General features: G+C 70.5%; 11 protein-coding genes and 1 pseudogene. 2 read left to right on the top strand and 10 right to left on the bottom strand.

The features are described 5' to 3' along the window. Positions 1-101 precede the first annotated feature (101 nt). The gene (locus ACSHWO_RS05530) at positions 102-2588 is read left to right on the top strand and encodes a DUF4118 domain-containing protein (protein ID WP_438310267.1); all 2487 of its coding nucleotides are present in this window, start codon (positions 102-104) and stop codon (positions 2586-2588) included. Positions 2589-2608: 20 nt separating this feature from the next. Here the strand turns inward: ACSHWO_RS05530 and ACSHWO_RS05525 are convergent, their stop codons facing one another. The 7 genes from ACSHWO_RS05525 to kdpF all read right to left on the bottom strand — a co-directional run bounded on the left by ACSHWO_RS05525 (position 2609) and on the right by kdpF (position 9378). Then, on the bottom strand, positions 2609-3169 hold the full coding sequence (locus tag ACSHWO_RS05525) for a hypothetical protein (RefSeq protein WP_438310266.1): 561 nt from the start codon (positions 3167-3169) through the stop codon (positions 2609-2611). Between the two features lie 109 nt (positions 3170-3278). Continuing rightward, on the bottom strand, positions 3279-3524 hold the full coding sequence (locus tag ACSHWO_RS05520; protein WP_438310265.1) for a hypothetical protein: 246 nt from the start codon (positions 3522-3524) through the stop codon (positions 3279-3281). 33 nt (positions 3525-3557) lie between these two features. Then, positions 3558-4082, bottom strand: a complete 525-nt coding sequence (locus ACSHWO_RS05515; RefSeq protein WP_438310264.1) for a hypothetical protein — start codon at positions 4080-4082, stop codon at positions 3558-3560. Next, on the bottom strand, positions 4079-6142 hold the full coding sequence (locus ACSHWO_RS05510) for a hypothetical protein (RefSeq protein WP_438310263.1): 2064 nt from the start codon (positions 6140-6142) through the stop codon (positions 4079-4081). Before ACSHWO_RS05510 ends, ACSHWO_RS05515 begins: the two co-directional genes overlap by 4 nt. After that, the gene (locus ACSHWO_RS05505; protein WP_438310262.1) at positions 6142-6585 is read right to left on the bottom strand and encodes a hypothetical protein; all 444 of its coding nucleotides are present in this window, start codon (positions 6583-6585) and stop codon (positions 6142-6144) included. Before ACSHWO_RS05505 ends, ACSHWO_RS05510 begins: the two co-directional genes overlap by 1 nt. A gap of 133 nt (positions 6586-6718) precedes the next feature. Beyond that, positions 6719-9277, bottom strand: a complete 2559-nt coding sequence (locus tag ACSHWO_RS05500; RefSeq protein ID WP_438318941.1) for an ATP-binding protein — start codon at positions 9275-9277, stop codon at positions 6719-6721. Between the two features lie 11 nt (positions 9278-9288). Then, on the bottom strand, positions 9289-9378 hold the full coding sequence (gene kdpF, locus ACSHWO_RS05495) for a K(+)-transporting ATPase subunit F (protein ID WP_362465182.1): 90 nt from the start codon (positions 9376-9378) through the stop codon (positions 9289-9291). Positions 9379-9591: 213 nt separating this feature from the next. Here kdpF and ACSHWO_RS05490 point away from each other — a divergent pair. Continuing rightward, positions 9592-11155: pseudogene (locus ACSHWO_RS05490) on the top strand (Na+/H+ antiporter). Positions 11156-11301: 146 nt separating this feature from the next. Here the strand turns inward: ACSHWO_RS05490 and ACSHWO_RS05485 are convergent. From ACSHWO_RS05485 to ACSHWO_RS05475, 3 genes are all read right to left on the bottom strand, one after another. Beyond that, positions 11302-11664 carry a hypothetical protein gene (locus ACSHWO_RS05485; protein WP_438310261.1) on the bottom strand — a complete coding sequence of 121 codons (363 nt, stop codon included), beginning with the start codon at positions 11662-11664 and terminating at the stop codon, positions 11302-11304. A 294-nt stretch (positions 11665-11958) separates the two neighbouring features. After that, entirely contained in the window at positions 11959-12390 is a 432-nt protein-coding gene (locus tag ACSHWO_RS05480; protein ID WP_438310260.1) for a GNAT family N-acetyltransferase, read from the bottom strand. Between the two features lie 39 nt (positions 12391-12429). Beyond that, the gene (locus ACSHWO_RS05475; RefSeq protein WP_438310259.1) at positions 12430-12750 is read right to left on the bottom strand and encodes a hypothetical protein; all 321 of its coding nucleotides are present in this window, start codon (positions 12748-12750) and stop codon (positions 12430-12432) included. Positions 12751-13286 lie beyond the last annotated feature (536 nt).

Genomic DNA, 13286 nt, shown 5'->3' with positions numbered 1-13286 from the left:
CCCGGCCGCACGGTCGGCGAGCTTCCGCGCAGGACGGAGTGCGGGAGAGCACCATGGAAGGAGGACGGCGAGCGGTGTGACGAGCGGGCAGGAGCCCGTCGATGGTGCGTGGCCGATTGCGGATCTACCTCGGGGCCGCCCCGGGGGTGGGGAAGACGTACGCGATGCTCGAGGAAGGGCAGCGTCTGGCAGCGGCCGGTGCCGATGTGGCCGTCGGGTTCGTCGAGCCGCACGGGCGACGGCCCACCGCGGCCCTCGCCGAGGGCCTGGAGATCATTCCCCGGAGCACCCTGGAGTACCGGGGCGCGACGTTCACCGAGATGGACCTGGACGCGGTGCTCGCGCGCCGTCCGCAGGTCGCCCTGGTCGACGAGCTGGCGCACACCAACGTGCCCGGCTCACGCCGTACCAAGCGATGGCAGGACGTCGAGGAACTCCTGGACGCGGGCATCGACGTCGTCACCACGCTCAACGTCCAGCACCTGGAGTCGCTCGGTGACGTGGTCCGGCAGATCACCGGTGTCCCGCAGCGGGAGACCCTGCCCGACGAGGTGGCGCGCCGCGCGGACCAGATCGAACTGGTCGACCTGCCGCCCGAGCTGCTGCGCCGGCGCATGCTGCACGGCGAGATCTACCCCTCGGAGCGCATCGAGGCCGCTCTCACCCACTACTTCCGTGTCGGCAACCTCACCGCGCTGCGGGAGCTCGCCCTGCTGTGGCTCGCCGACCGCGTCGAGGAGGGGCTCCAGCGCTACCGCGCCGAGCACGGCATCACCACCCCCTGGGAGACCCGCGAGCGCATCATGGTCGCCCTCACAGGAGGTCCCGAGGGCGGCACACTGATCCGCCGCGCGGCCCGGATCACGGCCCGCGTCCCCGGAAGTGAGCTGCTGGCGCTGCACGTGGTCCCGAGCGACGGCCTCACCCATGGGGATCAGGCGAGCCTCGCAGCCCAGCGTGAGCTGGTGGAGTCGCTGGGCGGGAGCTACCACCAGACCACCGGCGAGGACATCCCCGAGGCGCTGCTCCAGTTCGCGGAAGCCGAGGGCGTCACGCAGATCGTGGTGGGCGCGAGCCGTCGCGGCAGGCTCTCCACGTTCCTCCGCGGCGGCGTCGGGCACCGGACGATCCAGCGGTCCGGTCCCATCGACGTGCTGGTGGTGACCCACGAACACGCCGCGGGTTCGTCTGCCGCCCTGCGGTTGCCGCACCCGAGCCGCGCCACCGGGCCACGGCGGTTCTGGACGGCGATCGTGCTCGCGGCGATCGCCCTACCGGCCTTGACCTTCCTGCTGGTTCTGCTCGGCGAGCACGTGGACCTCTCCCTGGCTCTGGTGCTGTACCTGCTGGCCGTCGTCGTGATCGCCCTCGTCGGGGGCCTCGCTCCCGCCCTGCTGGCCGCACTCGCCGCCGGCCTGCTCGCCGACTACTACTTCACACCGCCGCCGCACTCGCTGCGCGTCGACCACCTCGCCGACGTTCTCGCACTGGTCGTGTACGTCGTCACGGCCGTCGTCGTCGGCACGGCCGCGGGCACGGCCGCCCAACGCACGTACCGGGCCGTCCGCGCGAGCTCCGAGGCCAGGGCGCTGAGCCGGCTGGCCACCGCCATGATGCACGGCCAGGACCTGCCGGCCTTGCTCGAACAGGTACGGGAGGACTTCGGCCTGGACGCGGTCAGCCTGCTGGAGAGGGATACCGGGCATGCCGCCGAGCCCCGCTGGTACGTCGTCGCCAGCACCGGCGCTGATCCACCCGAGCGACCCTACGACGCCGATGTGGAGAGCCCCGTCGGCGACGACATCTCGCTGGCCGCCCGCGGACGACCGCTGAGCAGCGACGACCAGCGCGTCCTGGCAGCGTGCGCTGCCCAGTTGGGTATGGCGTACTCCCACGGACGGCTTGCCGCCCACGACGCCGAAACGGACCTGCGCGCCACAGCCGAGCACACCAGGGCCTCACTGCTCCTCATCGCGAGCCGAGACCTGCGGGGGCCGCTCCACACGGCTGAAGACGCGCTGAGCAGCCTGCGTGACCTCGTGGACCCTGCGGAGGCCCGTCTCCTTGACACGGCCCGAGGGGCCTTGCGCCGGGCGGACCGGCTGGTCTCGGATCTCGACGATCTGAGCCGACTGCATGCGGGCGCACTCGACCTCTACCTGCGCCCGGTCGACCTCGAAGAACTGCTGACGGCCGTGATGGACGATCTCGGTCCCGGCCATACGCTGCGCTGCGTCCTTCCGGAGCGGCTGCCCGACGTGATCGCCGACGCGGCCGTCCTCACCCGCGTGCTCACCACGCTGGCGGCCGAGGCCCAGCGGCACAGCCCGCCGGACCGGCGCGCGCAGCTGACGGCTGAGACCCGCCCCGGCTTGGTGGAGATCCACATCACCGACGGAAGCCGCGAGGGGGCGGAGGGGACAGCGTCCCGGGCACACTCGAGCGGCACCGTCGACGGTCTGGCCCTGCGGATGTCCCGCGACCTCACGGAGAGCATGGGCGGCACTCTCGAACCCGCCACCGAAGCGCCCGGGTTCGCGGTGATGCTCACGCTTCCAGCAGCAGCAGCACGCAAGCAGGATCACTGACTGGTGAGAGGCGTGAGCGGTCACCCCAAGCCGGAGACCCTGAAGACCGTTCGGGCCGTCTCACGATCGATGCGCTGCGCCAGTTGGTGCAGGGCGGTCACGCCAGAGAGCAGGGTGCCGCGCTGGACCGATGCGCGCGTGTCCGTGTCGAGGAGGCGCCACATCGCCGGGTTGCGGACCAGGACGGCCGGGTCGATCTCGACCTGGCTTCCGTCCGTGTCGCGAAGGATCATCCGCTGGGCCACCCCGTCGGACCACCGCACCGAGACGAGGCGGTCGGTACGGACCGTGTCCGTCATCAGCAGTCCGCGGGCGCTCAGCAGTCCAGGACGTACGGAGACCCGAGACGGGTGCAAGATCACGAAGACGAGGCAGGTGAGGCCGGTCCATAGGGCGCCACGTGTCGGATCGAGGCTTCCGAAGCCGGCGTCCATGGCGAACAGAGCCGTGAAGAGGAGGAACGCGACACCGATCGCAGAGCGCCGCTCACCGGCCCAGTGGATGTCGTGTGCGAAGGGCCCGGGAGGCGCCGTTGCGGCGCCGTGTGCGCCGGTCGCGGCATGCGTGAAACGTCGTTCCATGAGAGCGACGTTAGGGCTGGTAGAGGCTCTGGAGTCGGACCCTGACGCACCGCTGATGCTGTGGCTACGCCATTTTGATGGGGCTTCCAAGGCGGGAACCCCATCGACTTCAAGGACCTGATGGGCTGATCGAGGGCGACGGCCGGAAGTAGTCGTACGGCGGCGGGCTCCATGGTGCGGGGGCGGGCGAGGGCTTGAAGGGCCCTGCCCGGTTTGCCATGAGGAACAGCATCGTCCCGACGAAGAGCAGGGTGATGATGATGAGGGCGAGCCCGACGGGGTGGTGGGGGTTGTAGTAGTAGCGGTTCGTACCCCACTTGCTCCGTCTGAAGACCGGTTCATCGTCGTACCGCACAGGCCGTCTCCTCAGGTCGAATGGTGCTTCTGATCAAGGGGTGCAGCCGGCTGTCTTCTGCGCGGCCGGCAGGTAGGCGGCGATGAAGCGGGCGAGGTCCTCGCGGCGTTGGTTGACGTCGGTCGGAGCCTTCTGTACCCAGACCCCCACCACGTACCGGTGCGGCTCACCTTTGTACGTGCACGCGCTGTACGCCATCGCCGCGCCGTCCGCGATCCGCGCATCGGTGCCCATGTCCGCCTTTCGGGGATTCCCGGCGCCCAGGAGGTTACGGCTCTTGACCTGCAGAGGGTCCACATCGGCAGCCACCAGGCTTGCCTGGAACGTCAGCTCGCGGCGCTTGTCCACCTCCATCCCGCAACCGGTGATGTCTCCACCGCGGTCGAGGGTGTCGCCCTGCTTGAACGAGCCACCCGGCGGAAGCAGCGGTTTCAGCAGGGCGGACCGGACCTCGACGCCGCACACATCGCCGGGTACCGCGTAGTCCTGGCCCTGCGTGCACCCTGCCGCACCGGCCAGCAAGAGCAGTGCCAGGGCTGTGGCACGGTGGCGGCTCACTGGGCGCCTGCCAGGCCCTGGGCCTTCTGGTTGCCGTCGAAGGCGGCCCCGTTGATCTCGGACGTGAGCATGTAGCGGTTGTTGCCGGCGCCGGGATTGGCCTTCGCCCATTCGTCAGCGAGAGCCTGGAGCTGCCGCTCGCGGCCCGTGAAGGTGGCGCCGTTCTGGCGGGTGGTCTCGGCGTTGATCCGTGCCTGTTCGTCGAGCTGCCACTGGTAGGCGAGCGCGTCGACGCCGCGCTGTGCGGCGTCGCCGACGACGGGGATGAAGTTCGCGGCGCCGCCGAAGCCGTGGTAGAGCCACTTGGCATCCCAGGAGGGGTCGTCCTTGTCGGTCTTCAGGGCCTGGTAGCGGGCTTCTTCCAGGAAGCCCACGGTGGCGCCGGCTCGCACGAGGTTCTCCTTGGGGTCGCTGGGGTGGTCCCCGTGGATGTCCTTGATCATTTCGCGGTTCATGGCCTCGTTGAGCATGCCGTAGGAGTCCTGGTCGCGGGAGATCTGCTTGCTGACCTCCAGCAGCTGGTGGCGGTCCAGCAGGCGGGGGTCGTTCTCGTCGTCGGCGAGTGAGCTGGCCGAGTGGTGGACGACGTCGCTGTGGGCCGAGAGCACCTTGGCCATGTCGTCGCGCATCTCGGACGGGAACTCGTCGCCGCGCTCCGAGAGGTACTTCAGAGAGCGGTCCAGCACCTGGCGGTGTTCGGGGGTGAGGTCCGCGGGTCGAGCCGTGGGGTCGTTGGGGTTGACGCCGGTGGCGGCGGAGACCAGGGCGGCGCCGGTGGCCTCGCGGGCCGGGTTGCCGTCCTTGCTGTCCAGAGGGGTGTCGTCGAAGGTCTGGCGGTCGCCGAGGACGTACTGGGCGATGTCGGTGGGCTGGGTGGTGCTGAAGAACTCGGTGGCGGCGTTCGGGCTGGCGGCGAGGGCCGTCATGAAGCCGGTCATGGGGTCGCGGCCGAAGTCCTCGCCGATGAAATTCATCTTCGGCACCGGCGGGACGCCGCCGTTCCAGTAGTTGGCGGGGAGTTTCATCTTCTTCTCGGTCGCGACGAGCGCGTTGCCGTAGTCGTTCAGGAAGCGGTTGTCCCAGTCACCGCTGCGCATGAGGTTGCTCATCACCTGGTAGCCGTAGACCTGGCTGCCGCGGGTCTGGATCCGCTCCTCGCCGAGCTTGACCATGTCGTTCTCCCAGGTGCGCATGGCCGCGCTGTCGGACTGGGTGGCGCCGGCCAGGGTGAGGGAGAGGTTGCGCTGGAAGTCGCCGAGCTGGTCGTGGCGGGAGGGCTGCAGGGCGCCGCCGTCGGACGGGTCGGCCAGGTCGGCCCAGAAGTCGAGCAGGCCGCGCGGGCCGATGGTGGTGGCGAGCTTCTCCTGGAAGAGCCGGTCGTCCTTGTACTTGGCCAGGTCGGCGTTGAGCCTGTCGAACTCCTCGGGGGACATGTCGTCCCCCTTGGTCTTGAGGAGCTTCGCGATCCGGTCGGCGTCCTTCATGGCGTCCGCCGCGCGGTCGCGGTCGTAGTAGGCGGCGTCGGAGAAGCCGTACGGGGTCTGGCCGACCAGCATCGTCAGAGCCTGCGCCGCCGTCGTGTCGCTCTCGGTCGCACCCTCCAGGATCCGCTGCACCTCGTCCCGCAGTGAGGTCGCGTCGGCCTCGGTGTGCTCGGGCACCGAGGTGCCCTTGGCGGCGCGGTCGGGGTGGATGTTCATCGTGACGGTGAAGCAGCCGTCACCCGTCCCCACCACCGTGAGGTTCTTCTCCAGGCCACGCCGGATGGCCTCGTTCAGCCTGGCCTTGTAGTCGACGAGCTCGCTGTGGGTGTCGCGCAGGATGTTCCCGATACTGGTCGCCTCGGTCGCGGCGTCGGCGAACTCCTTGGCGGTCTTGCCGATGAACTCCCGCGTCACGGTCGCGTTCACCCCCGCCCAGTCCGCCTTCGCGGCCTTCCCGCCGAGATCGCCGCGGGCATCCGACTCCAGCTCCCACAGCTTGGTGGCCATGGCCGTCCAGTCGGCCACGGCCGTGGACAGCTTCGTGAAGTCCGCGAAGCGCAGTGCGTCCAGGTCCATCAGTGCTGCGCCCTTTCCTCGAAGCCTGCGTTGAGCTGCGCGAACTTGAACTGGGTGGCGATCCAGTACTCGCCTTCGGCGTGCGCGTTCTGGGTGTAGTCCAGGTGGTTGGAGATGTGGGCGCAGGCGTCCAGCAGGGTGCCGACCTGGTCGTGCCACTTGTCCGCGACCGTCGAGAGGGCGGCACCCAGGGCGAAGTCCTTCTTCAAGGAGCCCGCAGCCTCGTATGTGCTGGCCTTGGCGTGGTCCCCGTCCGTGCCGAGCCTCTGGCGGAGCTTGAACGCCGCGTCACCGACAGCGGCCAGATCCTTCTGGGTGACCACCAGGTCCCCCTGCGGCCCCGATCCGCCACCCCCTCCGGAATCCAGCTGATTGAGCCGCATGGCGGTCTGTTTCTCGGCAGCGGCCGACTTGAGCTGCGCCCATTCCTCGTCGAATGACATGTGTTCCCCCATGGTGGAAATGGCTTCCCCTGTGCGATCCAGGGTTCGGACTGACCGGCGCGGCTATTCCGGTTCAACCGAGGTCAATCGGCCCGATACCGGCCCGGGTGGTGGGTTGGGAAGGACATGCTGGTCAGAGCCGTCCTGCGGCCGCATCAGTGGCCGCAGGCAGGGACAGGACCATGGTCAGACCGCCGCCAGGGGTGTCCTCCGCCGTGAGCGTGCCGTCCATCGCCTCCGTGAGCCCGCGGGCCAGAGCGAGCCCGAGGCCGAGACCGGCGGTGTTGTCGCGGTCGCCGAGGCGCTGGAAGGGCTCGAAGGCCCGCTCACGGTCATCGGCGGCGATCCCGGGACCCCGGTCGGCGATCCTGACCTCGACCCGGCCGGCCAGGGCGCTCGCCATCACCAGCACGGGACGGTCCCCGGGGGCGTGGCGGACCGCGTTGCCGACCAGGTTCGCCAGCACCCGTTCGAGAAGAGGCGGGTCGGCCTGGAGCGCCGGTACCGTCTCCAGGCTCTGTACGTCGATGCCGGGCCCGTCCGCCGGTTCCAAGGACTCCAGGGCGGCCGGCAGGACTTCCTCGAGGGTGGTGGCCCGCAGTTCGAGGGTGAGGGCGCCGGCTTGCAGGCGGCTGAGGTCGAGCAGGTTCTCCACGAGCCGGTTCAGCCGGTTCAGGGAGAGCTCGGCGGATTCGAGCAGCTCGGCCCGGTCTTCCTCGGAGAAGTCCACGTCCGGGGTGCGCAATGAGGTGATCGCGGCCAGTGCCCCTGCCAACGGGGTGCGCAGGTCGTGGCTGACGGCCCGCAGCAGGGCGGTGCGCAGCCGGTCGGCGGCCTTGATCGGTTCGACTTCGGCAGCGGCCTCGGCCAGGCGGGCCCGCTCGACCGCGGCGCCGACGTGCGCGGCGAAGGCGGCCAGAACGCGGCGCTCCGAGGAGGGCAGCGCACGGCCTCGCAGGACGAGGAAGGCCCCCGATCCGGCCGCGACCACCAGGGCGGGGTCCGAACCCGCGCGGACGCGGCGTCCGCTCTCGGTGCCGGAACCGGTGTCCGGGGCCTCCGGAGCCAGATCGACGGTGTCCATGCCGAAGGTCTCCCTGGTGCGTTCCAACAGCGCCGGTATCGTCTGGTCGCCTCGGACGATGCTGCCCGCGAGGGAGGACATCGTCTCTGCCTCGGCCGTGGCCCGGGCGGCGCGGCGGGAGAGCCGCAAAGACCTGTCCGCCGCGGCGGCCACGGTGGCGGCGACGACGGCGAAGACCACCAGTGCCAGCACGCTGTCCGGGTCGCTCATGGTGAACTCGCCTATGGGCGGCATGAACCAGTAGTTGAGGAGTAATGCGGCGGTCAGCGCCGCGACCAGGGCAGAGACCACTCCGCCGACGCAGGCCACTGCGACGACGGCTACCAGGAAGAGCAGGGCTTCGCTGGTGAGGTTCAGCGTGTCGCGCATCCGGTCGAGGCCGAGGGTGAGCAGCACCGGGAGCACCACACCGGCCACGGGTCCGGCGACGAGCCGGGAGGTGGGCAGCGTGCGGCGGCGGGACGGCAGCAGCCGGCCGTGCCCCGCCCGCTCGTGCGTGACCATGTGCACGTCGATGTCCCCGGAGAGCGCCACCACGGTCTCGCCGATGCCCCAGCCGGTGAGGAAACGTTCCAGCCTGCGGCGGCGGCTGGTACCGAGGACGAGCTGCGTGGCGTTCTCCGCCACCGCGAAGTCCACCAAGGCTGTCGGTACTTCGTCGCCGACGACGGAGTGGTAGCTGCCGCCCAGATCCTCGACGAGGGCCCGCTGGGCGGCGAGCGCCGCGTGCGAGACCCCCGCGGCGAGTCCGTCGCTGCGCGCGATGTGCACGGCGAGCAGCTCGCCGCCGGCGGACCTGCCGGCGATGCGGGCGGCTCGGCGGATCAGGGTCTCGCCCTCGGGGCCGCCCGTGAGCGCCACCACCACCCGTTCCCGGGTCTCCCAGACGTCCCCGATGCCGTGCTCGGTGCGGTACTTGTGCAGGGCCTCGTCCACGCGCCCGGCCAGCCACAGGAGCGCCAGTTCCCGCAGAGCGATGAGGTTGCCGGGCCGGAAGTAGTTGGCGAGGGAGGCGTCGATCCGCTCCGGGGGATAGATGTTGCCGTGGGCCATCCGGCGTCGAAGTCCCTCGGGGGGTATGTCGACCAGCTCGATCTCGTCGGCGCGGCGTACGAACTCGTCGGGCACCCTCTCGTGCTGCGGCACTCCGGTGATCTTCTCGACGACGTCGCTCAGTGACTCCAGGTGCTGGATGTTGAGCGTGGTGACCACGTCGATCCCGGCGGCGAGGATGTCCTCGACGTCCTGCCAGCGCTTCGGGTGCCGGTCTCCTCCCGGAACGTTGGTGTGGGCGAGCTCGTCGATCAGCACCACCTGCGGACGCCGGGACAGCAATGCTTCCCGGTCCAACTCCACGTACCGGCCACCACGGTAGTCGTGGCCGGCCAAGGGAAGTATCTCCAGGCCGTCGAGCTTCGCTTCGGTGTGCCGGCGCCGGTGGCACTCCACGAAGCCGGCCACCACGTCTGCGCCGCGGGCGACCCGGCGGTGCGCCTCGTCGAGCATCCGGTACGTCTTGCCGACGCCGGGAGCCGCGCCCAGGAAGACCTTGAGCCTTCCGGGCCGGAGGTCTGGCCGCGCCCCGGCTGCCGGACCGGCCTCGTGCATGGTCGTCACGCTCAGAACTTCTCGGGGAAGAACAACGCCAGGACCAGATACCCGACGAGGCCGACCGCCACGACGATGCCTACGACATTCTCCGTGCTCACCCGTACACCGACCCCTCCGTACATCCTCAACCTCACCAGCGAAACTCAACGAAACCCTGAACGAAACGGCCCTGACGGCTTCCTGATGCGGGTCGGCCGGGACTTTGACGGTGTATTGACGGCCGATCCATCGATAGGGTGAAGGCGGTGTGCCGGGAAGCCTGGTCGGCGTCGCGTGACCGCACGGTCCGCGTCGACTCGGGCGCGGGCGGAATGCGCAGCGTCGGTACGGTTTTGTTCCTCGTGGTGCTGGCCACGGTCGTGGCCACGGGTGCCCGCCGCTGGCGAATCCCCGCGCCCTCACTGCTCGTTGTCGCAGGCCTCGTCGTCGCGCTGATACCGGGCACCCCCGAGATCCGGGTCAGTCCCGAAGTCATCGGGCTCGTCGTGACTGCCGCCCTTGCTCTACGCGAGCGCGGAGGAGCTGTCCTGGCGCGAGCTGCGCCTGGCGTGGAAGCCGGTCAGTGTGCTCGCCGTCGGCCTGGTGCTGGCCTCGGCGGCCGCGGTCGGGGTAATCGCGTCGCTGATCACTCCGCTGACGTGGCAGATGGCGCTGGTCTTGGGGGCCATCCTCGCGAGTACGGACCCGGTGGCGGTCACCGCCCTGGGCCGGCGCCTTGCCCTGCCTCCCCGCGTCCAAGTCCTCGTACAGGCGGAGAGCCTGTTCAACGACGCCACCTCGCTCGTGCTCTTCCGCGTCGCCGTCGTCGTTGCCATGGCCTCCGCCGGGGTGTCCTGGCAGGCGGCGGGCACCGAGTCCGCGATGCTCGCCGGGGGCGGCACCCTCATCGGAGGAACCGTTGCGGGGGCGGTGGCGCTGATCCGCCGCCGGACCGAGGACCCGGTACTGGAGACCGTCATCGCCCTCGTGACCCCCTACGCCGCGTATGTGCTTGCGGAGGCGGTGCACGCATCGGGCGTGACCTCGGTCGTCGTGGCCGGCGTCGTACTCGGTGGCCGGGCCGACCGGTTGACCAACGCCCGCATCCGGATCCAGCTGCACGCCGTCAACGGCACCGTGGTCTTCCTGCTGGAGAGCGTCGTCTTCAGCCTCATCGGGCTCACCCTTCCCGGGTAGGTCGCCGCACTGACCGAAGGCGACGGTCTCTGGCCGCTGTACGCCCTGGCGGTCGCCGCGACGCTGGTCACCTTGCGCCTGCTGTGGGTTCTGCCGCTCTCGGCCGTCGTCCAGCGGAACGCGGGCGTACGTCCCTCCTGGCGTGTCCCGGTCGTACTGACCTGGGCGGGCACGCGCGGAGTCGTCCCGCTGGCCGCGGCCCTGTCCATCCCCGTCGCCGCGGACGACGGCAGCCTCCTGGCCCAGCGGCCGCTCGTACTCGTACTGACGACATCCGTGGTGGTGGTCACCCTTGTGGCCCAGGGTTTCACCCTGGCCGACGTGGTGCGCCGCTCGGGAATCGCCCCCGAACCGGACCACACCGAACGGGAGGAGGCTTCCGCCCGGTGTGCGCTCGCGGCCGCCGGCATCCGGCGACTGGACGAGATGTCCGACCTCGAAGCAGTACCGGACGTCGTGGCCGACCGGCTCCGGCGCAGCCTGAATGCCCGCCTCGAACACGCCCGCGACCGCCTGGAGGAAGCCGACCTGGCCGAGTCGGCCGACCACGTGTACCGGCTGCTGCGCCGCGACCTCATCCGGGTCGAGACGGCCGAACTCCAGCGGCTCTACGACGAACACCGCATCAGCGATGCCACCCACCGCAGCCTCCAGCGCTCCCTGGACCTGGAGGAGGCGCGGCTTGATCTGGCGAGATGACGCATACGGCGGCCCAGGCGACCGACGGCTGGGGGACCAGCGGTCCGTGCTGTTCGACAGACGCGGAACTGAGCCGTAGCCGGTCTGCTGTCCGGGGGTGTCTTCCTCGCCGGTGCGCAGATATCCATTGTCCGGGCGAACCTGGATCACGCGGACTGGCGACAGGCCGATCCCGTGAGCGTGTGAGCCGTGCTGACGTCCGGCGTGGCGGCGACCGTGGCGGGGCTGGCCGGGTGGGCGGTGACCCGCCGCGATCGGGCGCCGGCGACACCGGGCGTGGTGACGAGCGGGCCGAACACGGAGATTCCGGCCGGCGAGAGGTTCGTGTGGCTCTCCCGGACGGCGAACCCGTGGCTCCATTGGATCGGGGTTGTGACCGGCTTGGTCGCGCTGGCCGCCGCGCTGGTGGGGGCGAGTGGAATGGTCGGGGTGCCGTGGGCGGTCGTCGCACCGTTCGCCACGGTCTCCGTCGTGGTGCTGTCCTGCGCCTCCGTGCAGGTGCGCGTCACCGAGAAGGGCCTGAGCTCGCCTTCGGCCCGCTCGGCTGGCCCGTGCGACGCTGGCCCGTTCAGGACATCGAATCGGCGCGTGCCGAAGCCCGCACTCCCGCTCAGGTGGGGGCTGGGGATACCGGCTGAGCGGCATGGGGACGACGGTGATGCTGCGCAGCGGTGAGTGTCTGGTGATCCGTCCCCGGCGGGGGAACGAGTTCGCGGTGAGCGTGGACGACGCCGAGCGCGCTGCTGGCCTGCTCAACGCGATGAGCGCGCAGCCTACCTGCTGACGCGTCGGCCATGCCTGGTTCATGCGGGGACCAGGGTCGCCCGGACCTCGCGTGCCAGGGCCCGGCCGGTGGCGTGATGGACGTATTCGCGGGTCAGCCGGAAGCCGGCCATCCAGGCCAGCAGCCGGCTGGCCCGGTTGTCGCGCGAGCAGCACCAGCTCGGGATGTGTCCGCGTGCCCGGATGTCCGCTGTCAGGCCGGCGACGCAGGCCAGCGCCAAGCGCTCGCGGCGGCGATCGGGCACGGTGACGACCGCGACGTCCTCGTGGGCGCTTCCGAGGAAGTAGGTGCAGGCGACAGAGAGGATCCGGCCCTTGGCGAACGCCGCCCAGCCGTGGCCGGACGCTGCGAGCCCGGCAGGCCCGCCCCAACTGGCATGAATCCAGGCGCTTTCGGGACGCAGGTCGGCGAGTGCCGGAGCGTCCTCGGGCGTCAGCCCCCGTACCGTCACGCCGCGCGGTGTGCGGGGGAGGGACACCGGTGCCTGGGCCTAGTGGACGTACAGCATCCGTTCCCAGGGGACGACGCGCTCGAAGGCGGACCCGAGAGAAGGCCAGAACCGGGCCGGGGCCTCCACGTACCGGCCCGCGAACGGGGACAGGGCAGCCGGGGTGAGCGCGCTGGGGTCGCCGCGCAGCAGTACGTGGTCGGCGCAGGTGACGGCGAGTACACGGGGCCGGTCCGGGCGGTCGGCCCACCAGGTGCCGCGACCCGTGGTCAGCACGTGTTCGGTGAGGGCGCCGGTACCGGGGGAGCCGGTGGGAAACCAGCGGCTGAGGGCGGGGAGCTGCTGCGGCGCGATCTCGATCACGAAGGGCCTCCAGGGGGTGCACGGGTTCTTCGGTCCGGGGAGCGGGGCGTACTGGCAACCGGCTCTTCCAAGCGACGGATGGTGCGCTCCGTAGTGGCGCAACCAGGTGGGGCCACGTGCGCGTCCCGGTCGGCTCAAGAGGCAGCCGCGATCCGAAGATGTCGGGTGGAATACGGTGCCGAGTGCTGACCGGGTGAGCGGACCCGAAGCCTGCGAAGAGTGGGGCCTGGTGCCTGCCCGGGTGGGGGCAGACACCAGGCGGAAGCGGCCGCCCGCTTTACGGGCGGGGCGGGCGGCCGCAGATCGTGCGGTGGCTCAGTGCACCGGCAGGTGAGCAGCGCGCGGGGCCGGGCGCACCGTATGCGGTGGCCGGTCGTCGTGGCGCAGACCGCTGTTCACGTCACTCATCCAACTGCCTTGCACAACAGAGCTCAAGGCAGTCAGCCAGTCCTTGACAAGGCTCTGATGCCGGGATGACCCGGACGGGTGATGCCCACCAAGGTGCAGAGCACGACTCCCTGACGGCGTCCCCCACG

The sequence above is a fragment of the Streptomyces pallidus (ex Mingjun et al. 2026) genome (genome assembly GCF_051550185.1).
Lineage (GTDB): Bacteria > Actinomycetota > Actinomycetes > Streptomycetales > Streptomycetaceae > Streptomyces.
The sequence above is the reverse complement of the archived record's forward strand: the minus strand, read 5'-3'. Positions and strand labels throughout refer to the sequence as shown.